Raw genomic sequence first — 21,380 nt, forward strand, 5'->3', positions numbered from 1 at the left:
ATGAAAAAGGCCGAAATCGATGCTCTCGTGCACGCTCATCGTGGAAGCGCCCGCGCCGTGGCCTTCTTGCACGTCCTCCGGCAGCCGGCGCTCGCGCCGGACGATCACGACTTCCTCGCCGCGCACGCGCACGAGCTCACCTCCGCAGATCTCCTGCGCTGGCGCGCGCGCACCTCGTCCGCGGATCGCCAGCCCATCCTCGTCGCGCTCGCGAAGCTCTGCGAGGACAAACCCGCCGAGTTCGAACACGAGGTGCTGAACGCCCCCGGGCTCTCCTTCGAGGATCGGGAATGGGAGACGCTCGCCGACCTCGTCCGCGGAAAGGCCCCGCCCGCGCTCCAGGCGCGCATCGAGCGGAAGGAAACGAGAACGCCCGCGCCCGTCGCGGTCTTCGCGCCCGCGGACGAACCCGTTGATCTCGCCGCGATGTTCGACCTCGACGAAGGCGGCGCGCTCGATGCGTCAGCCTCGAAAGAAGGGGACGGCTCGCTCTTCGGCGACGGCTCGCTCGGCGACGACCTCGATCTCGGCCTCGGCGACGACGAAGGCGGCCCGCTCTTCGCCGATCCCTTCGCGGGCCTCACCGTCGAAGATGCCTTCGCGAAGGTCACGAACGGGACGAACGGCGACGAGCGCGCGATGCTGCTCGATTGGCTCGCCGCGCAAGGCATCGACGCCGCGCGCCTCATGAGCGTCGCGCTCGCCTCGCTGCATCAGGGGCCCGTGGCCTCGCCCGTGGTCGCCTGGATCGGAAAGCGGCTCGTGTCGAAAGCGGACTGGGAGACGAACGGATATGCGCTCTTTCTGGCGCTCGTCCAGCGGCGTGCTTTCGCGGAGCTCCAGGAGCTCGTGGCGCAAGCCGCCGGCGCCTCCCCCGAGCTCACCGAAGCGCGGCTCGCCGCGTTCGGCCACGTGCTCCTCGACGTCACGCAGGGCGCGATCAAAGAAAAGGACGAAGCACGCGCGGCCGCGGCGCTCGCCGCGCTCTCGGCGCTCGATACAACGGACGAGACGCGGAAGAAGGTCGGCGCGTTGAAACAAGCGCTCCACGACGCCCAGGCCTCGGCGTATCTCGTGACGCTCCTCGATCTCGTGGTGCAGCGCGCGCGCGGGGAAAACCCGACGGAAGGGATGATCGCCGCCGTGCACGCCCTCTCGGACGCGCTCGGCTCGTAAGCTCCCCTCAACGCTTCTTCGTCGACGTCGGCTTTGGCGGGTCCGTGGCTTTGCCCGTCGCCGCGTCGTTCTTCGGCGCCTTCTCCGGCGAACGGATACGCACGGGCACGGCGACCCAGTCGTTCGGCTTCAAGAGCTCCTTCGAGATCCATCCGACGGGCGCGTTCTTCGCGGTCGTCTCGACGAACACGTACTCGCGGCCCTGGTAGCGAATCTTCTCGCCTTGCGCCGGCACCGCGACGCCGAGCATCGCGTGCCGGTGGGCATTCGAGTTCAAGAGCACGCTGTCCACGCCGATGGCGTCGAGCAGCATGTGCAAGAGCAGCGCCTTCGAATCGCAGTCGCCTTTTTTCCCCGAGACCACGAGCGCCGGCGGCATGAGGCCGAAGGGACGACCCTTGGGGATCTCGTAAGGGATCGCCTGGACGAACGAGGCCAGGAGCTCGACGGCGTCGAGCGTGCCGAGCTTCGCCTCGTGGATGCGCGTCTTGAAGCGCGCGGCGAGCGGATCGACATCGGGTTTGCTGCGCTCCGCGAGCGACTCGAAGATGCACTGCATGCTCGCGTCGCAGCCGGGCGGCGGCACCCACTTGAACGCGCCGTCGCCCGCGTCCTGGTATTTGAGGCGCTGCGCGAGCTCGTGGTGCGCGGCGTCGACGTCGCGCTGCTCGTCCGCGGCGAGCGCGTAGCCGGCGCGATAGACGGGTGGTTCGAGGCGACGGTCCCGCCACGCATACTTCGTCGCGCCGGACGCCGGCGTCTTTTCGGGATACACCGCGACGCCGAGATCGACCCCCGGCGTATCCGCGGACGGCTCCTCGTCGCTGCTCGACGAAAGCAGATCGTTCAGGTCGATGGCGCAGCAGCAGCAGCCCGCGACGAACATGCACGAGGTCGCGGCGAGCGCGAGGAGCGTTCGCCCGTTCATGACGGCGCCATCACCTCGTCGCGCGCGAGCTGGGGCAGCGGCAAGAGACCGTCGAGGGCGGTCTCGAGCCCCGGCGCGGCCACGAGCGCGATCACCACCATCACCGCGCCGAGCACGAGCGCCGGCGCGACGTTGCCCTTCCGGATCTCCGCGAGCTCGTCCACGCCTCGCGTGAGGCGCACGAAGACGAACGTGCCCACGGTGAGCGCGGCCGCGCCCACGGCGAGCGAGAACGCGACGTGCGCGAGGCCGTACAACGTGAACTTGCCGAGCATCACAGGCGCGAGCTTCTGGCCGCGGTACATGAAGTCCATCGCGGCGAACGTCGCCGACACCGCGTGCTGCGCGAGGAGCCCGAGCGAGAGCAACCCCGCGGCCGAGATCACGGCGACGCCCGTGTTGCCCTTCCCGAGCTCCGCGTCGATCTCGCCAAGGCGCAGGACCCGCCCGAGCACGCGCGAACCGAGCCACACGCCGAGGGCGCCGACGAGGATGCCGAAAAGGATCTTGCCGATCCCGATCAGGAAGAGCGCGACGTTCACCGCGCGAGCGTAGCGGAATCGTGCGGCCCTCGAAACCGGCGAACGAGCACGGGGCCCGAGGGCCGGATACCACGGAAAACGATGGAGTTTCGATCTGTTCCCTCTCCGAGGGCTCGCCCTCCCGCGTCGCCGGGCTCACGGGATGCGGTTCGCGGCGAACTCGTCTGGATGTCGTGCTCCAAGCGTTGCGCGAGCCGAGCGGGGATCGTAGGTAGCAAGGACGAAGAAGTCCCCAGAGGAGGCGCGCGCGCCCGCGAGAGCACCGACCATGCCCGAATCTCACGAAAATCCGCTGCTCGGCCTCGGCTACGAAATTCCCTTCGATCGCATCCGCGGCGAGCACGTGCAGCCCGCCGTGAAAGAGCTGCTCGCCGAGGCGAAGGCGCGGCTCGATGCCCTCGCGGCGGCCGCGGGGCCCCGCACGTTCGAGAACACCATCACCGCGCTCGAACAGGTGACGGAGCAGCTCGATTTCGTGATGGGCGTCGTCGGCCACCTCGAGTCCGTCGCCACGACGCCCGAGCTCCGCGCCGCTTACTCCGCGGTGCAGCCCGAGGTCAGCGAGTTCTTCAGCGGCATCGCGCTCTCCGAGCCCGTGTGGAACGCGCTCAAGGCGTACGCCGCGACGGACGAGGCGAAGGCGCTCACGGGGACCCGCAAGCGGCTGCTCGAAAAGACGGTCGCCGATTTCAAGCGCAGCGGCGCGGACCTCGATCCGGAGGGGAAGAAGCGCCTCGCGGAGATCGACGTCGAGCTCGCGCAGCTCACGCTTCGTTACGGGCAGAACGTGCTCGACGCGACGAACGCGTTCGAGCTCGTGCTCGGCGAGCGCGACAAGCTCGCGGGCCTGCCCGAGGGCGCGGTGCTCGCGGCGAAGGCGAGCGCGGAGGCGAAGGGCCTCTCCGGGTATCGCTTCACGATGCAGGCGCCGAGTTACCTGCCCGTGATGACGTACCTCGACGATCGCTCGATCCGCGAGCGCATGTACAAGGCGTACGCCACGCGCGCGACCGAGGGGCCCTTGGACAACCGCCCGCTCGTGCAGCGGATCCTCGTGCTCCGGCGCGAGAAGGCGCGCCTGCTCGGCTTCGAGAGCTTCGCCGACCTCGTGCTCGAAGATCGCATGGCCAAGTCGGGGCACGCCGCGCGCAAGTTCGTGCAGACCCTCCGCGACAAGACGCAGACGTACTTCGATCGGGAGAACGCCGAGCTCCAGGCGTACCGCAACGAGATCGAGGGCCCGGACGCGCCCGCGATCGAGCCGTGGGACGTCGCGTATTACGCCGAGAAGCTCCGCCGCGCGCGTTACGATTTCGACGAGGAGTCGCTCCGCCCTTATTTCTCCGCGGAGAAGGCGCTCGAAGGTGTCTTCGCGATCGCCTCGGCGCTCTACGGCGTGCGCATCGAGCCTTCGCCCGAGACGAAGGCCTGGCACGAGACGGTCTCGACGTACCGCATCGTGGAGGCGAACGGGCACGCGAGCGCGGTGTTCTACGTCGACATCTGGCCGCGCGAGTCGAAGCGCGACGGCGCCTGGATGCAGGGGCTCGTGACGGGCGTGTGGTCGCCCAAGATCCCCGCGTCGCACCTCGAAGTGCTCGCGGGCAACCTCACGCCGCCCATCGGCGACCGCCCCGCGCTGCTCAACCACCGCGAGGTCGAGACGCTCTTCCACGAGTTCGGCCACCTCATGCACCACGCGTCGAGCTGCGTGGAGGTGCGCACGCTGGCCGGGACGAACGTGGCGTGGGACTTCGTCGAGCTGCCCTCGCAGATCATGGAGAACTGGTGCTGGGAGAAGGAGGCGCTCGACCTCTTCGCGCGGCACCACGAGACGAACGAGCCGATCCCGGCGCCGCTGCTCGAGCGCATGCGGGCGGCGCGCACGTTCCGCACGGCGAACGCGATGATGCGGCAGCTCGGCTTCGCCGAGGTCGATCTCGCGCTGCACGTGGACTGGGATCCGGCGCGGGACGGGGATCCCACGGACTACGGCCGCGAGATCCTCTCGCGCCACTCGCCCGCGCCGCTGCCCGGTGATCACGCGATGCTCGCTTCGTTCTCGCACCTCTTCTCGAGCCCCGTCGGGTATGCCGCGGGGTATTACTCGTACAAGTGGGCCGAGGTGCTCGACGCCGACGCCTTCTCGCGGTTCAAGCGCGAGGGGCTGTTCAGCCGGGAGGTCGGCGAGGCCTTCCGCTCCGAGATCCTCGCGCGAGGTGACAGCGAAGATCCCATGGTCCTTTACCGGCGCTTCATGGGGCGCGAACCAACCCTGGAGGCGCTGCTCGAACGCGACGGCCTCATCGCGTCCGGGACGGCGGTGGCGGTTTGATGAGCGAGCGAAACGTCACGAACCAACAAGCCGACAAAGTCATCCGCGCGATGACGAACGACGGCGCGTTCCGGGTCATCACAGCGCTGACCACCGAGACGGTGCGCGGCGCGATCGCCTCGCAGGGCGCGAAGGGCGCGGTGGCGGGCCGCTTCGGCGAGCTCGTCACGGGCGCGATCCTCATCCGCGAGGCGATGAGCCCGAGCCTGCGCGTCCAGGGCATTCTGAAGGGCGCGAGCGGCAAGGGCAGCATCGTGGCCGACGCGCACCCGGACGGCACGAACCGCGGCCTCGTGGGCTTCAGCGGCGCGACGGGCGAGGACATGGCCAGCGGCAAGGGCGCGCTGCTCAAGATGATGCGGACGATGCCGAACGGCTCGCTCCACCAGGGCATCGTGGAGGTCTCGTTCGAGGCGCAGGACGGCGGGATCTCGGGGGCGCTCATGGCGTACATGCAGCACTCCGAGCAGATCGTCTCCACGATCGCCGTGGCCACGCTGCTCGAAGGGGACGAGGTCGTCGCCGCGGGCGGCTACATCGTCGAGCTCTTGCCGGAGGTCGAGCGCGGGCCGCTCATGATCATGACGCAAAGGCTCGAAGACTTCCCGAAGCTCGACGATTTGCTCCGCAAAGGGGACCTCACGCCGAACGCGCTGATCGAGGATCTCCTCTATGGCATGCCGTACACGCTGCTCGCGGAGTCGGACCTCCGGTATGCGTGCCATTGCAGCGAGCTCCGCGTCCTCTCCAGCCTGGCCACGCTCCCGCGCGCGGACATCGAGGACCTGCTCCGCGACAACAAGATCCTGGAGATCACCTGCGATTATTGCCGGAAAGAATACGGCATTCAGCCTTCGCAGCTCCAGGCGCTCCTCATGGCGAGCTGAATCCCCCCACGTCCCGGCCGCTCCCCTTCCGGCCTGCACGGCGCCGCGAATTCGCGATTCGCCGGCTTGACCCTCCTTTGTTCGGATGCCACCTCTCCCGGGCACGGGGGGCAACCAATGGATCTCTCTTCCCACGAGCGCGAGGTCACTCGCGTCGCGACCACCATTCGTGTTCATGCCAGCCGGGGCGGGCCCGTCCGTATCGACAAGGGCGGCGTCTCCCATTTCGTGCCCGTCCCGGGCGATCCCCGCGAGCACGCCGCGGCGATCGACGCCTCCAGGTTCCGGCGTGTCCTCGCCATCGATCCGGAGCGCCGCATTTGCGTCGCCGAGCCTGGCGTCACGTTCGCCGAGCTCGTCCCGCGCACGCTCGAACATGGCCTCGTCCCCGCCGTCGTCCCCGAGCTCGAAGACATCACGCTCGGCGGCGCGGTCGCGGGCTGCTCGATCGAATCGAGCTCGTACCGATATGGCGGCTTCCACGACGGCTGCCTCGAATACGAGGTCATCTCCGGCGACGGCGAGATCGTCACCTGCTCGGCCGAGAAAGAGCCCCTGCTCTTCGACATGATCCACGGCTCGTACGGCACGCTCGGCGTCCTCTCGCGCCTCACGTTCAAGCTCGTCCAGGCGAAGCGCTTCGTCCGGATGCAATACCGCCATTTCGACAGCTTCGACGCCTTCCATGCGGCCATGGCGGAGCGCTGCCGCGCGGGCGATTTCGAGTTCATCGACGGCATCGTGCACGGCCCGCGCTCGTTCGTGCTTTGCCTCGGCGCGTTCGTGGACGAGGCGCCGTTCACCTCGAACTATCGCTGGCTCGACGTCTATTACAAGAGCACCCTCGGACGCACGGAGGACTACCTCACGACGCCCGATTATTTCTTCCGCTACGACGCCGAATGCCACTGGCTCAGCCGCACCGTCCCGGGGCTCGAAACGAAGCCCGTCCGCTGGCTCGTCGGCCGCCACGTCCTCGGCTCGCGCAACCTCATTCGATGGTCGAAGCGGCTCGATCGCGTGCTCGGCCTGAAACCGCGGCCCGACATCGTCTGCGACGTCTTCGTGCCGCAGCGCAACTTCTCCGCCTTTTACCAGTGGTACGCGCGTGATTTCGATTTCTGGCCGCTCTGGGTCGTCCCTTACCGCATGCCGCGCCCCTATCCGTGGATCCGCCCATCCCACGCGAAGCACAAGGACGAGCTCTGGATCGACTGCGCCGTGTATGGCAAACCCAATGACGACCCGCTCGTCGACGGGTCCGAGGTGCTGGAGCAGAAGACCTACGAGCTCGGCGGCGTGAAGACTTTGATCTCGCGCAATCATTACAGCGAAGATCGATTCTGGGAGATCTACGATCGCGAGCGTTACGAGGCCGCGAAGCGTAGGCTCGACCCGCATGGCGTCTTCCCGGGCCTCTACGAGAAGTGCCACCGCGTCCGCCAAAGCTGACGCTCCGCTCCTCCGTCCGGCGTGATAGTCTCGCGGCCGGAGGAGCTTGCCATGCTACCGTCTCGGACTCTTGTCGCTTGCCTCATGACGTTTGCCGGCCTCGCCGCGCTCGGATGCTCGGACGAGGCGGTGACGCCCGCGGGCCCGCCGCCGCTCGCCGTCCCCGAGGGGTGCAACCCCATCGCATTCGAAAACGACTGCCTTCTGCCTTATCCGTCCGATTTTTATCTCCAGGACGACGCATCCATGCCGAGCGGCAAGCGGGTCGTGATCCCCGAGGCCGCGCAGATGAAGGACAAGAATGAGAAGTCCTTCGATTTCACGAAAGCGCACCCGATCGACGGGTTTTCGCATCACCAGCCGATCCTCGTGCACTTCAAGGAGGGCGTGAGCACCGAGGGCGTCGTCTTCCACACGGACGAGCCCGAGAAGAGCCTCTCGCCCGAGAGCAAGGTGATCCTGCTCGACGCGGCGACGGGCAAACCCGTGCCCGTCTGGGCCGAGGTCGACAAGAACACGCTCGAACCCTCGGAGCGGGCCTTCATCCTCCGCCCCTTCGTGCGGCTCGACAATGGCAAACGGTACATCGTCGCGCTCCAGGGGCTCGCGCCGGAGTCGGAGGCGGCCGCGGGCCCGCTGCTCGCGCCGCCCGAGGGATTCAAGCGTATCCGCGACAAACAGACGTCCGCCGATCCGGTCCTCGGCCCGATCGCGAGCCGCTACGAGAAAGACATCTTCCCGGCGCTCGTGGCCCATGGCGTCGCGCGTGAGACGCTCCAGCTCGCCTGGGATTTCACGACGAGCAGCGAGGAGGTCAACACGCGTGACCTCCTCACGATGCGCGACGACCTCATCACCAAGCTCGAAGCGACCCCGCCGGCCGTGAGCAATGTCGTGGTCACGGAAACCACGCCCGCGGAAAATGAAAACATCTGGCTGCGGATCGAGGGCACGATCAAGGTCCCGCTCTACATGGAGAGCGTCGAGCCGGGCGCGCTGATCCATAGGGACGCGAGCGGCAAGCCGGCGCAGAACGGCGACGCGGACGTCCCCTTCATTCTCCAGGTCCCGCATAGCCTGAAGCCCGCGGACGGCTCCTTCGAGCCGGCGCGTATTCTCCAGTACGGGCACGGCTTCTTCGGGCTCGCCGAGGAGATCAATTACGGCTTCATGCGTGGCTACGAGAACGAGCGCAAGTACATCGCCGCCGCCGTCGATCTCTGGGGCATGGCCGAGCCGGACATCGAGATCGTGCTGCAAAAGGCCTTCGGCGATCCCGGCACCGTCTTCAGCTTCATCGACCGCATCCACCAGGGCATCATCAATTACATCGCCCTCAGCTACGCCCTGAAGGGCCCGATCGCGGCGCTGCCCCAGCTCCAGCAATTCGGCAAGCCGCTCTACGACACGAACAAGCTCTTCTATTACGGCATCAGCCAGGGCTCGATCTTCGGCGTCACCATGCTCGCCCTGAACCCGATCCTCGATCGCGCGGCGCTCGGCGTCGGCGGCGGCCCGTACTCGCTCATGATGTCGCGCTCGGCGAGTTATCAGCAGCTCTACGGCGTGCTCCAGGGCCAGCTCCAGAACCCGCTCACCCTCATGAAGCTGATGGCCCTGAGCCAGGGCACCTGGGACCGCGTCGACCCCATGACCTACGCGCCGCACCTGCTCAAGGACACGTACCCGAACAGCCCGCCGAACCGGCACGTGCTCATGCAGATCGGGATCGGCGATCACTCGGTGAACAACCTCGCGAGCCACCTCGTCGCGCGCGCGACGGGCATTCCCCTGCTCGACCCCGCGCCGCGGCCGATCTGGGGCCTCGAAAGCACGATGTCGCCCGCCGACGACGCGCTCGTCGTCATCGACTTCAAGCTCGCCACCGAGCCCGGGCTCGAATGCAAACTGCCCGCGGAGTCCGAGAAGAACGACGTGCACGAGGGCGTGCGGCGCAACGTGAAGGTGAAGGACCAGCTCGATCTGTTCTTCCAGCCAGACGGGCAGATCCAGAACACCTGCGACGGCGCCTGCGATCCCGAATAGCGGACCCATTGCATCCGGCCTCGTTCCTGCGCTACGGTTCGTCCGCGCGCAGAGGAGGACCGGGCATGGCGACATCATACAAGACCAGGGCGACGACGACGAAGAAGACCCCCACCACGAAGAAGGCAGCTCCCGCGAAAAAGGCGGCGGCCGCTCCCGCGAAGAAAGCCGCTCCCGCAAAAAAAGCCGCCGCGCCGACGAAAAAGGCCGCGGCGGCCCCCACCCCGGCCAAGTCGGCCAAGTCGGCCCCGGCGGCGACGGGCGGCGGCGAGGCGGCCCCGACCTTCTCGCTCCTCTCGGACGCGGGAAAGACGGTGTCGCTCGCCGATTTCGCCGGGAAACGCGTGGTCCTTTATTTCTACCCCAAGGACGACACGCCCGGCTGCACGCGCGAAGCGTGCGCGTTCCAGGACAACCTCGCGACGCTGCAAGGCAAGGGCGCCGTGGTGCTCGGCGTGAGCCGCGACAGCGTGAACTCGCATATGAAGTTCAAGGCGAAATACAGCCTCGGCTTCCCGCTGCTCGCCGACACGGACGGCGCCGTGCACCGCGCCTACGGGGCGTGGGGGACGAAGACGAATTACGGCAGGACGTTCGAAGGCGCGCTCCGCACGACGGTGATCATCGACGAGCAGGGCCGGATCGCGAAGCGGTTCGCGAATGTGAAGGTCGACGGGCACGCCGACCAGGTGCTCGCAGCGCTCGCCGCGCTCTGAGCGACCCCGTCAAGCCGGGAGAAACTCGTCGCAGAACAGCCGATAGTTGTCCGCATTCTTGATCGCGGTCGCGGGGCTCTTCGCGGCGAGGTATCGGCACAGGTTGTAGCCGTACATCGTGACTTCGTCGGCCTTCACGTCGATCGTCCCGGCGACGTGGTGGCTGAGCTCGTGGACGATGACGCCCGTGTATCCCATGACGTAGTCGTCCTTGAAGGCAGCGACCAACGCTTTGCGTTTCGTGTCGATGTCGGCCTCGATCTTCTTGAACCCGGCCTCCATCACCTCGGTCTGCTTGGCCACGTCGGCGAGCTTCTGCGCTTGTTTCAGGACGTCGGCTTCCGCCTTGGCCTTCGCTTCGTTGAGCTCCATGACGTTGTTCACGGCCACGCTGTACGTGGCGAGGTCGTAGACGTTGGACCTGGGCCGCCGCCCCGCGTTCGCGCCGAAGAACTTGTCGCCGAGCGCGATCAACGCTTCTCGCTTGCCGCTGTATTGCTGGAAGGTTTGCTTCTCCGTGCTGCCGAAATCGGGGGTCGCGAGGTATCGGATCACGACGGGCTTCGCGTGGGCGGCGAGGACGAGGTTCGAGATGTTCCCCTTCACGGTGTTGTATCGGGACGCTTCCATGGGCCCGAACCACCGCTGATAGGCGGCGTTGCATTGCCCGGCGTCGAGGAGGAGCTTCGCTTTTCCGAGTACGAACTTCGCCGTCTCGAACGCGTCCAGGATGTTTGCCTTCGCGAAGCCCGCCTCCGCGATCTTCGTTTGCAGGGTCGCATCGAGGACGACGGCGCCCGGGAGGTGGGGCTGGCGGGCGAGCGCCGCGTTGAGCATCGTCTGGACCTTCGCGCCGAATGCGCCCTTCGGCGCCGCGAGCAGCTCCTGTCGGAGCAGGCCCACCTGGGCCTCGCCTTTGTTCTCGCACGTGGCCGAGACGAGGAGGAAGGCGCGCGCGAGCTTTCGATCCGCGGGCGGAGGGCCGTGGGTGTCGAGGGAAATGCGGGCTCCGATCGTCGCCCTGGCCGTATCCCTGCTCGGCTGCTTCTGGAGCCAGTTGAGCACGCCGAAATACGCGCTCGGGTTCTGCCGCTGCACGCAGAAGTCTTCCAGCGTCTTCAGCGCTTCGTCGAACCTGTCGGTGGCGGCCTTGCTCATCGGATGCTCTCTCCGTGGCCATCCTAACCGCGTTCGCGCGCGAGATCGAGCGCCCTGTACGCCACGAGCCTCCGGCTCGGCGACCTTCGTGGACCTGCGGTGCCCTCCCGGGAAGGAGCATCGCAGGTCCACGTCGGGAGGGGCGTGGATTCGTGTTCAGCCCTGGGTGGAGGGCTCGGCGGCGGGCGTGGCGGCGTTCTGCAGGTTCTTGCGGCGGGTCGCGGCGCTCTTCTCCGCGTATTGCGCGCGATACCGGAGCGTCGATTCGAAGGTCGCGAGCAGGCCGGGCTTGTCCTCGCCCTTCGCGGTATCGACGACGGCCTTGCCGACCCTGCTGATCAAGACTTCGAGTTTGTCTTCATAATAGGCCTCGCTCTCCCGGAGGACCTCGGCGAGCTTGTCGGCCTCGGGGCGCTGGGCGCGGATCGCTTCGAGGGTCTGCTTGATCTCGACGATCTCGGCGTACCAATCCGGATGGATGCGGGCCTCGTCGCCGTGCTTGGACATCGCCTTCGCGAGGTCCGCGAGCATGCCCGTGCAGCCCGGCTTCGAGCGCTTGAGCTTCGTCATCTCGCCGCGCTTGAGGTCGACGAGTTTGTGCTTGAAGGGCGACGCATCGACGACACCCTCGCCCGTGTACTTGCCAATCGAATTCTCCGACATCAAATCCTCCTTGTGCAGGGGAATGGGCCCTGTGTGCGCGTTCGACAGCACGCGGGCATTCCTCCTTTGGCCGGAACACAACTTTTCAGGAGGCTGGGCCGTTGTCCCAAAGATCGATGCTGGGGTCGCTTCCGATGGCGACGACCGTAGGAAACAATACCTTCACCAGCTCTGAGCGCCCGCGACCTGCCGTGTCGTGACATTCACGCGGTTGAACATGTTGATGAGCCCGATGTAGAGGACGAGCTGGGCCAACGCTTGTTCGTCGAAGTGGCGTGCGGCCTCGTTCCAGACGTCGTCGGGGACGTCGGCGCGGTCGGCGAGGCGTGTTTCGGCTTCGGCAAGCGCGAGCGCCGCGCGCTCGGCTTCCGTGAAAGAGGGGGCATCCCGCCAGCCGGCGAGCACGATCAGGCGCTCGTCCAACTCGCCCGCCTTCTTCTCCTGACGGGCATGCATGTCGAGGCACACGGCGCAGCCGTTGATCTGGCTGATGCGCGCGTGGACCAGGCCGAGCGTTCGCGGCGGGATCTTGCCGTTCTGCAGGCTCTTCACGAGCGTCATGATGGGCTGCATCGCCTCCGGGACGAGCGTCGCCGGGTTCTTCAGTCGTGCTTGCATGATAAATCTCTCCTTACTGGTCACATCCGGGCACGCTCGCCCGTCACGGATGTGACGAACCGCAGAAGGAGGACGTGACGGTGACCGACGAAAAAAATCTCATCCGCCTTTTCGAGGAGAGCCGGCCGCATCTCTGCGCGGTGGCGTATCGCATGCTGGGATCACGCAGTGAGGCCGATGATGCGGTTCAGGAGACATGGCTTCGGCTGTCGCGAGCAGAGACGAGCGAGGTCGAAAACCTGCGCGGTTGGCTCACGACCGTCGTCGCGCGGGTGTGTCTCGACATGTTGCGTTCGCGGAAGGCCCGGGCGGAGGATAGCGACGTCGTGCCGGAGGCGGCGACCTCGAATGTGGAGGAGGAGGCCGTGCTGGCCGATTCGGTCAGCATCGCCTTGCTCGTGGTCCTCGAGACGCTCGAACCCGTGGAGCGGCTCGCGTTCGTGCTTCACGATCTCTTTGGCGTATCGTTCGAGGAGATCGCGCCGATCGTCGGACGTTCGGAGGTCGCCGCGAGACAGCTCGCGAGCCGGGCGCGGCGGCGCGTGCGTGGCGCGCCCGAACGCGATGAGGCCGAACTTGCGCGACAGCACGACGTCGTCAAGGCGCTTCTTGGCGCGCTTCGAGCGGGCGACGTCGAGGCCGTCGTCGCCGTGCTCGCTCCGAACGTCGTCGTCCACGGGGGCAACGCGGGCGGCCGGGCGCGCGAGGTCCGAAACGTGCGAAACCTGGCCAGGTCGGCTATCGCATTCGCGAGGACGGCGCATGCATTCGACACCGCCGAACCCGCGCTCGTCGACGGCGCCGTCGGCGCGATCTACACGTCCGGCGGCCGGCTCTCACGCGCGCTCCGGTTTACGTTCGGCGAGGGGGTCATCACGCGCATCGACGTCATCGACGACGAAGCCGCGCTGGAAACGCTCGAGATCACGACGCTCGGCTGACGCGGCTGTCGCGGACGTGGCGTCCATCACGTGCAATCCCAGCTCCACGCGCTGATTCGACAAGGATCACACCAGAAGCCGTGGGCGACGCCGCCCGAGCCCCACGCGTGTTCGGTCGTCCCTTGGCGCGGCTCCTCGAGCGGCAAGCCGGAGTCGAGCGAGAGGAGATGGAGCATTCGGAGGCCACAGTCGATGCACTTCGGATAACTCGGCGATTGAACGAAGACGGGATATCCGCCGAGACGATAAAGGTTTTCGTCGGTGCCCTCGCCCCATGATTGGAAAAGGTACATGGCCGGCGAGCGAACGAGCCTCACCTGCGTCGGTCGAAATGCAGGATGGGACGCGACCGTGTCACTCTCGGTTTCGATCGTGCCGTCCGGGTGGTGTCGATAGAAGCTCGCCGTGCGCTCGTCTTCCAGCGTCCAGAGCGACGCGGCGAGCACGAGGCGCGAGGCCGAGATTCCCAGTCCTTCCGGCACGGGATCGAGCGTCATGAAGTGCTCGAGGCGCACGCGCTCCCCCGAAGAGCTACGTCCTTCGATCGAGCCGCCGAACGTGAAGGTCGATGGCAAGACGTCACCTGGCGGAGTCTCCAGCATTTCCTTGGGCCGGCCTCCGAGATAGCCGAGAGGAAACGCCAAATGGTAGGTCGCGCGCGGCCACGCGCGATGGAGCGAGCCAGCACGCAGCTCATAGCCATATTCGCGAAGCATCCACTGCGCGACGATCATCTCCTTCTTCGCCGCTTCGTCGGCCCCATCAGGCACCGTCACGGCCTCGAGTGCCCTCCCAACGTACGGCTCTTCCGACGCATCGAGCATGGCGAGATGGCCGGCGGCATGCCATCGATCGAAGTCCTTGCTCGACTCGAACATCCTGCGCAGCCCCTCGCGTGCGACGTCGGGACGATCCTGGAGCATCCTCATCGTCCGGGCGAATCCGACGTTCCAACCGAGCAGCTCGTGCGGGGCCTCCGCGAAGTACGCTGGCTCCGCTTTGACGAACGCGTCGACGAAGTTTCGCGCGCCCTCGGCATTGGGTCTCGCCTTCAAAATCGCTTCGATCGATGGGAGCCACCAATCACGTGGGAAGAGCTTCAGGACGTCTCTGTAGGGATATCCGAAGTCCGTCTTTTCGAGCGCCTTGGCCGCGATGTATGCGACGACCTCGTCCCGCGAGAACTGCGGGGTGACGAGCGCGGGGTTGTTGTACCGAATCTCGTCCAAGCGTTCGTCGAAATCCCTCGTCGTCGCCATCGGTTCGCTCCTCGGCGTCGATCATCGCACGGGAACGATGGAACCGTCACGCGGTCGAGACGCGTCGCCGAGGACGACGGCCTTGCCGACCCTGCTGATCAAGATTTCTACGGTTGTCTCCTGCCTGCTTCTCCTGTGCGTGATAGGCTCGGCCCCCCGCGTCATGAGGAGCGAGCTTCACGACCCCCTGCCGGCGCGCCCCTCGCCCGCGGAGCAAGGGCACGCGCGGATGGACAGCGCCACCCGCACGCTCACCCAGCCGGACCTCGCAGACACGCCGTCCGCCGCCCCCTCGGCCCCCGACCCCACGTTGCCCGAAGCCGCTCCGCCTTCGCTCGCCCCCATTCCGCGCGACGGGTACATCAAGCATTACGAAATCATCCGCGCGCTCGTCAAGCACCGCCTGCTCGGCACCGATCATCGCTGGCGCGTGGAGCATTGCGGAGGTTGTCGCGGCGATCAGTTCGCGCGCGCCGCGTCCCTCGGCGTGATGATCTCGCTGCCGCCGTTCCAGTTCATTTACTGGGGCGACGTGCTCGACGGCACGATGTTCCCGTCCGAGATCGGCAGGCAATGGGTGCAGGCCGGGGGCGCGATGAAGACCGGCGCGCCGGTCTCCTTCCACAATGACGGATGCGTCAGCCCGCCCATTCCGCTGCTCAACGTCCAGTCCATGGTCACGCGCCGCACGCCCTCGGGCACGCTGCATGGCCCCGAGCAGGCTGTGATCCTGCACGACGCGCTCTTGGCGCACACGATGCACGCGGCCCACCATCTGAAGCGCGACAACGATCTCGGCTCCATCACCGTCGGCAAGCTCGCGGACTTCGTCGAGCTCTCCGCCGATCCCTATGCGGTCCCCATCGACCGTCTCGTGGACGAGGTCAAGGTGAACGGAACGTGGTCGAATGGCAAGAGGGTCGACCTCGCGGCCTTCATGGACCAGATCGCCAAATACCCCCCGATCGGGGCGAAGCAGCAGGCCCGCGTGGCGGCCTTGAAGCGCTGCTGCTGATCCGCGCTCCGTAGAACGCATCCCATAAACCATCCAGCAGGTCCATCCGCTCCAACAGCCCACTTTGTTGGCACAATCGAACGGACCGCCTGGTCGATGGCTTGCTGGATCGATTGGCCTGGCCGCGTTGGCCCGTGCTGCGTCCACGACAAATGAGCGCGGATTTTCCCTTCCTTCTCGCGCCATTTGCCATATTTTCCGCTCGCCGGCCAATCGGGGTGCTACCATCCACCTCCGATCGCGGACGATACGTCGTCCCCAGGGCCACCACCGCCTCGGGCGCACTCCGCATGGACGTGCGCCATTCATACTTGCCTGGTGATCCTGGCGTTCCCGGATGTGGATGATACCATCGTACAATGCTTTGAGGGGCGAAGGACAGGCTCCGTCGGATGGCCGTCCTCCCCGGGGAGAGGACCGCATGAATCAAGGTGTGCTTCGTCTCGCGCTTTCACTTGCGCTGATCGGGAGCGGCGCGCTCACCGCATCGACCGCCCGGGCAGCCGTACCTGGGGAATGCTTCGAGGGCCCGGTGCTTTCGGGCGCCCGTACGTTGTATTGTATCCCGGCCGAGGGGTGGAACGGCGAGGTCGTCGCGTATGCCCATGGGTACGTCCCGCCGATGGCACCCCTCGATTATTATGGTCTGGTGATGGCGGACGGCACCCCTCTGCCCGATCTCGTGCAATCGCTGGGGTATGCGTTCGCCACGACCAGCTACCGCCGCAACGGCCTCGCGGTCCTCGAGGGCGTGGAGGATATCCGGAACCTCATCGACGCGTTCCCGGCGGCGTTCGACCGCGCCTATGTGACCGGGCCGTCCGAAGGGGGACTCGTCACCGCGCTCCTGGCGGAAGACGAGCTCGGGACGCAGCGGTTCGACGGCGCCCTGTCACTTTGCGGGCCGATTGGGAGCTTCCGGCGGCAGCTCAACGACTGGGGCGACTTCCGGGTGCTCTTCGATGCTATCTTCCCGGGCGTCCTGCCCCCGAGCCCGATCTCGATCCCTCCGACGGTCATCGCGCAATGGGAGACCACATACGCACCGGGCATCGCCGCCCTGCTGCCCGCGCGGCCCCTCGCCACCGCTCAGCTCATCAGCACCTCCAAGGCCCCGATCGACATCGCCAATCCCGCGACGGCCGTGAATACGACGCTGGGCCTCCTGTGGTACAACGTGTTCGCCACGAACGACGGCATCGCACAGCTCGGCGGCAACCCGTTCGACAACCAATCGCGCTTCTATCACGGATCCTTCAACGATCTTGCACTCAACGCGAAGGTCAAGCGTTTCTCGGCCAGCCCGATCGCGCTCGCGAACGTCACGCACTACGAGACCTCCGGCGCCCCGACGATTCCCCTCGTCACCATGCACACCCTCGGGGACGAGATCATCCCTTCCTGGCACCAGAGCCTTTACCAGATCAAGCTGCTCTCGAACGGCGAGTTCGGCACGATCCAGATCCCCATCCCCCGGTACGGGCATTGCAACTTCACCACGGCCGAGGTGCTCGTGGCATTCAACTTGATGGTGTTGCAGGCCACGGGCGAGGCGCTCTCCCAGGTGCCTGCCGCGTACGACGTGGCCTCGGCGCGCTCGGAGATCGAGCGTGCGGCGGCGGAGTTCGCCGCGCGCGACGTCGAGCCATGACGGACATCCGGCCTCGAGCAAGATCCGCCGAGGCCAGATGGTTCATGGGATGAGTTCTCGTGTCCTGGGACCGAAGTTCGTAAAAATTATCTGTTCATCGGTACAAAGCACCGACCTGACGACATATGCAGGTGGGGGAAGACCGAAGAAGCCGCTGGTACGGACGGAAGAGGAGCGCGAGCTGCTGCTGGGGTACACGCGCCGAGGCAAGACCTCGCAACAGCTCGCGCTTCGTGCGCGCATCGTCCTTGCGTGCGCGGAGGGGAAGGACAACCAGGACGTCGCGCGGGAGCTCGGTCTGTGCGACGCGACGGTGTGCAAATGGCGGGCGCGCTTCGTCAGCAAGAGGCTCGACGGACTGCTCGACGAGCCTCGTCCAGGAGCGCCGCGCAAGATCAGCGACGCGAAGGTCCAGGAGATCGTCACCCAAACCCTGGAGACCACGCCTCGAGGCTGCACGCATTGGAGCACGCGGCAGATGGCAAAGGTCGCGGGCATCAGCTATCGCAGCGTCGGCCGCATCTGGCGCGCCTTCGGTCTGAAGCCCCATCGAAGCGAGACCTTCACGTTCTCGAAGGATCCACACCTCGTCGAGAAGGTCCGCGACATCGTCGGCCTGTACATGCATCCGCCGGACAATGCGGTCGTTCTCTGCGTCGTCGAATTCCGAAAGTTTCTGGAAGCGATCGACGACGCGGTGCCGAAGGAGCTCGAGCTCCACCTCATCCTCGACAACTACGCGACGCACAAGACGCCGCTCATCCAGCGGTGGCTCGCGCGGCATCCGAGGTTCCACGTGCATTTCACGCCGACCCACGGAGCATGGCTCAACCTTGTGGAGAGGTGGTTCGGGCTGCTCACCGAACCGGCGCTACGGCGTGGCGTTCATTGCAGCGTGCGCGAGCTGGAGAAGGCGATCAGCGTTCGGTTTTCGCGCTGGCTTGATGTGACAAGCACTACACCCCAAGAACCACTCGCAACCAGGTTGACCGCGAGCGGACAACCCAGCGCAGCGGTCGCGCGTCTCCGGTCCTGGTCCCACGGCTCTCCGGCTGGTTCCGCCAAACCGGGAACCGAACCGGGAACCGCAACCAGGTTGGGAACCGCGCGCCGTCTACCTCGACCGTTTCTGAGGCCACGCTCCTCCAGCGTCCGCAGGCCATCCGCGTCGCGTGCTCGTTGGGCAACGCGGAGTGGCCTGCGGCGGCGTCCCCGCCTACATCTGGCGCCGGCCGACGAAATTCGGGGGGGGCATGCAGAATGTCTGCGACGAACGGATCCCCCGAGCATCTTCGGTACGGCGCCACGGATGGATGGCGCTCAGGAGGTCTTGATGGTCCGCTCTTCGTCGCTTGTTTTTGGTGTGCTCGTGTCGACGCTCCTCGTTGCGTTCGTGGCCTGTGGGGGGGAGGGCGACGCTGACTCCGGGCCCACCGGCGGCACGGGTCCCGAGCAGGGCTTCACGTCGTGCGGCAATTTCCCCGACATGGTCGCGAAGTCGTGTCAGCCGGGCCAATATTGCGCGGACGCGGCGTTCTCCGATTGCAAGGCCGGATGCCTCTCGAACGTGAACTGCGCCTCGGACCAGACGTGTCAAAAGGCGGCGGGGGAGACCACGGGGGCGTGCCAGAACAACATGACCACCACGTCGAGCTCGAGCGCGAGCTCGAGCGGCGGCGGCGGAGGTGGGGGCAATAACCTGGCGAGGTGTCAAGACGCCTGCAAGAAGATGCTACAATGCGGGCTCCTGGACGCCACGGACGGCGCCCAGTGCACGAATGACTGTAGCGAGGCTTCGGACGTGCAGCAAAAGACCATCGCGGATTGCGTCGAGCCGTGGACGTGCAACGCGCCGATCCCTGGGTGCCTCGATCCGATCGTGTGCGGGCCGAGTTATCCCTGCCCCGCCGGTCAGGATTGCCTCGCCCATACCTGCCTGTGAACCTCGAATGAAGCGATCGGGTTGACGCGCTCGCGAAGGCAGACGCGAGCGCGCGGCGTCGACGACGGTCAGCTCTTTTTCGAGCGCCGCCTCCTCGCCGCACCGAGCAGCGCCGCAGACGCCGCGAGCAGGCCAAAGCTGCCCTCCGCGGGGCAGCTTGATGCCCACGGCGCGTCCTTCGCGATCCAGGCCCTGGAAAAACGAGCCGAACCCGCCGGATCCGCGGAGGCTCACGATCCGGTAGCCCCTCGGCAGGATGGAGCCCACCCGGATCTGCGCGGCTGCGCGGCGGTGCTCGAAAGAATTGCGCGCGGGGAGGATGTGCATGGCTTCGCTCGTGGTCATGCAACCACGATTCGCCCAAAGAAGGACGATTGCAGGTTGTATCGATTGACAGTCGATTCGACAGCCAATATGTCGAGTCGACTGTCGAGTGGCTGTCGAATCGGTGGCGTTGACAGGGTAAGTCCCGCTGGTGTACGTCAAAGCTCTCGTCGCTGTCCTGGTCGTCATGATGCAGATCGAGCGGGATGCTTTCCGCCGCGTGTTTCGGGTGCGGCACAGCCGAAGGCATGGGCAGCCTCGCCGGACACGGCAGCGACAACACCCACTGCAGGAGGGGAACGTTGGGCACGACGTGCACCGCCTCCTCGCAGCTCGGGCCCGTGAACCTCGACGACCGTCCCGGCGTCGGTGTGCTGTTGACGTGGGCCGCCGGATGGAGAAGTGTACTGCGAGAAGCTCCCGCACCTTCCGTACGAGCGCATGATCCTTCCGGCGCTCATCCGTCTCGAAGAGCAGGGCGTCGTGACGCTGGTGCAGGCTAGAACGGGGGACCCGATGGCGGAGATCCTCCGCGAGGGTGTCACCCACATCGAGCTGCGGGTTCCCGTGTGAGCCGCCTCATGAGGTTCCGCGGGATCGCCTTCGGCTATCGGGTCGAGCTGCGAGGACGAGCGATCGGAACGCTCCGGCGCGTCCGCAAGGAAGAGGGACAGTGCTGGGCATGCGAACCCCTGGATGGCGCGCCGGTCTCGGAAGGACCCGAGCGGTTGCGCGATGCGGCCCGCGTCTTGATCACGATGGCCAAAGACGCCGTCAGATGAGTAGGCCCCCGGGCCCGAAACTGCGCGAGTTCGCCGCGGTGCAAGGCCTCTGCCAGGATGTGTTCGGTGGTGGGCGTCCAGTGGGGCGTCCCCCCTTCTGCGGGTGGCTGGTGCAACGTGCGAGGCGAGGACCAAGAGCTACTAAAAACACTACGCATCGAGAAGCGAATGAAGGACTTGCTCGTTCAGCAACTAGAGCGCCGAACAGTTCGATCCACCCATGAATTACGCGGCCTTGGCCAGGTGCCGGGCACGTGATGATCCGGAGGCGGAAATTCAGCTTGAAATCGGCCTTCTTGAAAAGCTCGCCGTTCGTCGCGTTCCACGGCTTGCAGAAGACCGTCGCGCCATTCTCCATCGAGGCTTCGACGAGCTCGCTGTTCACGTACGCTCGATCGACGAATACCTCGCCGATGGCCTCTTGCCGCGGGGAGCGCGCGAGGTCTCCTTGCAGGTCGACCGCGCCTTCTCCCTCGGGGCGGTTTGCTGGCGTGACGGCGCACGCCACGATCAGGTCGGTGTCGAGATCGGTGGCGATATGCTGCTTGTAGCCATTGAAGCGCTTGCTCTTGCTCTTGCGCCCGTGACGTATATCGGGGTCCTCGATGGAAACGCGGCGATCCTCGGCGACTCCTTTGCGGATGCGCGGCTTACCGCCGTCCGGCGGCTCCGGATCCAGGTCTTGCTTGCGGAGCTGCGCGATGAACTTGGCCGCGGCGTGACCGAGCAAGTTGAAGGTGTCCTCGACGCGCCCGGCGCCCACCAGCGGCCGCGAATCGACTCCCAATCGTAGCGTCTTCGGCAACTGTTTCCAGTCGAAGGCTTTCGTCTTCTTGACGAGCTCGACGGTGCGCTCGAGGAGACGGAGATCCATGTCATGACGAATCAGCCGCTGACGAAAGCTCGGCAGGGTACCCTGAGCGAAGGCGGGTAGTGTCCTAATGG

17 protein-coding genes and 2 pseudogenes are annotated in these 21,380 nt (G+C 66.3%); 12 read left to right on the plus strand and 7 right to left on the minus strand.

Features of this window, described 5'->3' with window-relative positions:
* Window positions 1-1,176 (plus strand): hypothetical protein, encoded by a 1,176-nt coding sequence (locus POL67_RS42105; RefSeq protein ID WP_271926757.1) that lies wholly within the window; start codon window positions 1-3, stop codon window positions 1,174-1,176.
* Between the two features lie 7 nt (window positions 1,177-1,183).
* Here POL67_RS42105 and POL67_RS42110 read toward each other — a convergent pair whose 3' ends face one another.
* Both POL67_RS42110 and POL67_RS53950 read right to left on the minus strand, forming a co-directional pair.
* The gene (locus POL67_RS42110; RefSeq protein WP_271926759.1) at window positions 1,184-2,104 is read right to left on the minus strand and encodes a hypothetical protein; all 921 of its coding nucleotides are present in this window, start codon (window positions 2,102-2,104) and stop codon (window positions 1,184-1,186) included.
* The gene (locus POL67_RS53950) at window positions 2,101-2,646 is read right to left on the minus strand and encodes a DUF350 domain-containing protein (protein WP_271926761.1); all 546 of its coding nucleotides are present in this window, start codon (window positions 2,644-2,646) and stop codon (window positions 2,101-2,103) included. Before POL67_RS53950 ends, POL67_RS42110 begins: the two co-directional genes overlap by 4 nt.
* Before the next feature lie 268 nt (window positions 2,647-2,914).
* Here POL67_RS53950 and POL67_RS42120 point away from each other — a divergent pair, with 268 nt between their 5' ends.
* The 5 genes from POL67_RS42120 to bcp all read left to right on the plus strand — a co-directional run bounded on the left by POL67_RS42120 (window position 2,915) and on the right by bcp (window position 10,082).
* Entirely contained in the window at window positions 2,915-4,981 is a 2,067-nt protein-coding gene (locus POL67_RS42120; RefSeq protein ID WP_271926762.1) for a M3 family metallopeptidase, read from the plus strand.
* On the plus strand, window positions 4,981-5,868 hold the full coding sequence (gene hslO / locus POL67_RS42125) for an Hsp33 family molecular chaperone HslO (RefSeq protein WP_271926763.1): 888 nt from the start codon (window positions 4,981-4,983) through the stop codon (window positions 5,866-5,868). Before POL67_RS42120 ends, hslO begins: the two co-directional genes overlap by 1 nt.
* Before the next feature lie 117 nt (window positions 5,869-5,985).
* Window positions 5,986-7,320 carry an FAD-binding oxidoreductase gene (locus POL67_RS42130; RefSeq protein ID WP_271926764.1) on the plus strand — a complete coding sequence of 445 codons (1,335 nt, stop codon included), beginning with the start codon at window positions 5,986-5,988 and terminating at the stop codon, window positions 7,318-7,320.
* 84 nt (window positions 7,321-7,404) lie between these two features.
* Window positions 7,405-9,366 (plus strand): hypothetical protein, encoded by a 1,962-nt coding sequence (locus tag POL67_RS42135; RefSeq protein WP_271926765.1) that lies wholly within the window; start codon window positions 7,405-7,407, stop codon window positions 9,364-9,366.
* A 65-nt stretch (window positions 9,367-9,431) separates the two neighbouring features.
* Window positions 9,432-10,082, plus strand: coding sequence for a thioredoxin-dependent thiol peroxidase (gene bcp / locus POL67_RS42140; RefSeq protein ID WP_271926767.1), 651 nt, complete (start codon window positions 9,432-9,434; stop codon window positions 10,080-10,082).
* Between the two features lie 9 nt (window positions 10,083-10,091).
* Here the strand turns inward: bcp and POL67_RS42145 are convergent, their stop codons facing one another.
* The 3 genes from POL67_RS42145 to POL67_RS42155 form a co-directional block, all read right to left on the minus strand.
* Complete coding sequence (locus POL67_RS42145) at window positions 10,092-11,240, minus strand: M35 family metallo-endopeptidase (protein WP_271926768.1); 1,149 nt, start codon at window positions 11,238-11,240, stop codon at window positions 10,092-10,094.
* Between the two features lie 156 nt (window positions 11,241-11,396).
* Window positions 11,397-11,903, minus strand: coding sequence for a hypothetical protein (locus POL67_RS42150; RefSeq protein ID WP_271926769.1), 507 nt, complete (start codon window positions 11,901-11,903; stop codon window positions 11,397-11,399).
* A gap of 162 nt (window positions 11,904-12,065) precedes the next feature.
* Window positions 12,066-12,521, minus strand: a complete 456-nt coding sequence (locus POL67_RS42155; protein ID WP_271926771.1) for a carboxymuconolactone decarboxylase family protein — start codon at window positions 12,519-12,521, stop codon at window positions 12,066-12,068.
* 80 nt (window positions 12,522-12,601) lie between these two features.
* On the opposite strand from POL67_RS42155, the gene POL67_RS42160 reads away from it, so the two are divergent.
* Window positions 12,602-13,462, plus strand: a complete 861-nt coding sequence (locus POL67_RS42160; protein WP_271926772.1) for a sigma-70 family RNA polymerase sigma factor — start codon at window positions 12,602-12,604, stop codon at window positions 13,460-13,462.
* Window positions 13,463-13,488: 26 nt separating this feature from the next.
* Here POL67_RS42160 and POL67_RS42165 read toward each other — a convergent pair whose 3' ends face one another.
* A complete protein-coding gene (locus POL67_RS42165) occupies window positions 13,489-14,721 on the minus strand; it encodes a hypothetical protein (RefSeq protein WP_271926774.1) in 1,233 nt (410 codons plus the stop codon).
* Between the two features lie 163 nt (window positions 14,722-14,884).
* Here POL67_RS42165 and POL67_RS42170 point away from each other — a divergent pair, with 163 nt between their 5' ends.
* The 5 genes and pseudogenes from POL67_RS42170 to POL67_RS42190 all read left to right on the plus strand — a co-directional run bounded on the left by POL67_RS42170 (window position 14,885) and on the right by POL67_RS42190 (window position 20,226).
* Complete coding sequence (locus tag POL67_RS42170) at window positions 14,885-15,736, plus strand: amidohydrolase family protein (RefSeq protein ID WP_271926776.1); 852 nt, start codon at window positions 14,885-14,887, stop codon at window positions 15,734-15,736.
* A 421-nt stretch (window positions 15,737-16,157) separates the two neighbouring features.
* On the plus strand, window positions 16,158-17,387 hold the full coding sequence (locus POL67_RS42175; RefSeq protein ID WP_271926778.1) for a hypothetical protein: 1,230 nt from the start codon (window positions 16,158-16,160) through the stop codon (window positions 17,385-17,387).
* Between the two features lie 115 nt (window positions 17,388-17,502).
* A pseudogene (locus tag POL67_RS42180) lies at window positions 17,503-18,306 on the plus strand (IS630 family transposase); the annotation flags it as partial.
* Window positions 18,307-18,720: 414 nt separating this feature from the next.
* Window positions 18,721-19,329 (plus strand): hypothetical protein, encoded by a 609-nt coding sequence (locus POL67_RS42185; protein ID WP_271931070.1) that lies wholly within the window; start codon window positions 18,721-18,723, stop codon window positions 19,327-19,329.
* Between the two features lie 765 nt (window positions 19,330-20,094).
* Window positions 20,095-20,226, plus strand: coding sequence for a hypothetical protein (locus POL67_RS42190; RefSeq protein WP_271926780.1), 132 nt, complete (start codon window positions 20,095-20,097; stop codon window positions 20,224-20,226).
* Window positions 20,227-20,682: 456 nt separating this feature from the next.
* On the opposite strand, the pseudogene POL67_RS42195 reads toward POL67_RS42190, so the two are convergent.
* Window positions 20,683-21,366, minus strand: a pseudogene (locus POL67_RS42195) (transposase); the annotation flags it as partial.
* Window positions 21,367-21,380: the final 14 nt, after the last annotated feature.

Origin of the sequence: Polyangium mundeleinium (assembly GCF_028369105.1) — a bacterium.
Taxonomy (GTDB): domain Bacteria; phylum Myxococcota_A; class Polyangia; order Polyangiales; family Polyangiaceae; genus Polyangium; species Polyangium mundeleinium.

Bases quoted from the DNA above. Each gene is read 5' to 3' on its own strand.
- POL67_RS42190 (WP_271926780.1), top strand. From the start codon at position 20,095: ATGATCCTTCCGGCGCTCATCCGTCTCGAAGAGCAGGGCGTCGTGACG.
- POL67_RS42155 (WP_271926771.1), bottom strand. From the start codon at position 12,521: ATGCAAGCACGACTGAAGAACCCGGCGACGCTCGTCCCGGAGGCGATG.
- POL67_RS42130 (WP_271926764.1), top strand. From the start codon at position 5,986: ATGGATCTCTCTTCCCACGAGCGCGAGGTCACTCGCGTCGCGACCACC.
- POL67_RS42175 (WP_271926778.1), top strand. From the start codon at position 16,158: ATGAATCAAGGTGTGCTTCGTCTCGCGCTTTCACTTGCGCTGATCGGG.
- POL67_RS42150 (WP_271926769.1), bottom strand. From the start codon at position 11,903: ATGTCGGAGAATTCGATTGGCAAGTACACGGGCGAGGGTGTCGTCGAT.
- POL67_RS42170 (WP_271926776.1), top strand. From the start codon at position 14,885: ATGAGGAGCGAGCTTCACGACCCCCTGCCGGCGCGCCCCTCGCCCGCG.
- POL67_RS42145 (WP_271926768.1), bottom strand. From the start codon at position 11,240: ATGAGCAAGGCCGCCACCGACAGGTTCGACGAAGCGCTGAAGACGCTG.
- hslO (WP_271926763.1), top strand. From the start codon at position 4,981: ATGAGCGAGCGAAACGTCACGAACCAACAAGCCGACAAAGTCATCCGC.
- POL67_RS42185 (WP_271931070.1), top strand. From the start codon at position 18,721: ATGGTCCGCTCTTCGTCGCTTGTTTTTGGTGTGCTCGTGTCGACGCTC.
- POL67_RS42110 (WP_271926759.1), bottom strand. From the start codon at position 2,104: ATGAACGGGCGAACGCTCCTCGCGCTCGCCGCGACCTCGTGCATGTTC.
- POL67_RS42165 (WP_271926774.1), bottom strand. From the start codon at position 14,721: ATGGCGACGACGAGGGATTTCGACGAACGCTTGGACGAGATTCGGTAC.
- POL67_RS42105 (WP_271926757.1), top strand. From the start codon at position 1: ATGAAAAAGGCCGAAATCGATGCTCTCGTGCACGCTCATCGTGGAAGC.
- bcp (WP_271926767.1), top strand. From the start codon at position 9,432: ATGGCGACATCATACAAGACCAGGGCGACGACGACGAAGAAGACCCCC.
- POL67_RS42135 (WP_271926765.1), top strand. From the start codon at position 7,405: ATGACGTTTGCCGGCCTCGCCGCGCTCGGATGCTCGGACGAGGCGGTG.
- POL67_RS42120 (WP_271926762.1), top strand. From the start codon at position 2,915: ATGCCCGAATCTCACGAAAATCCGCTGCTCGGCCTCGGCTACGAAATT.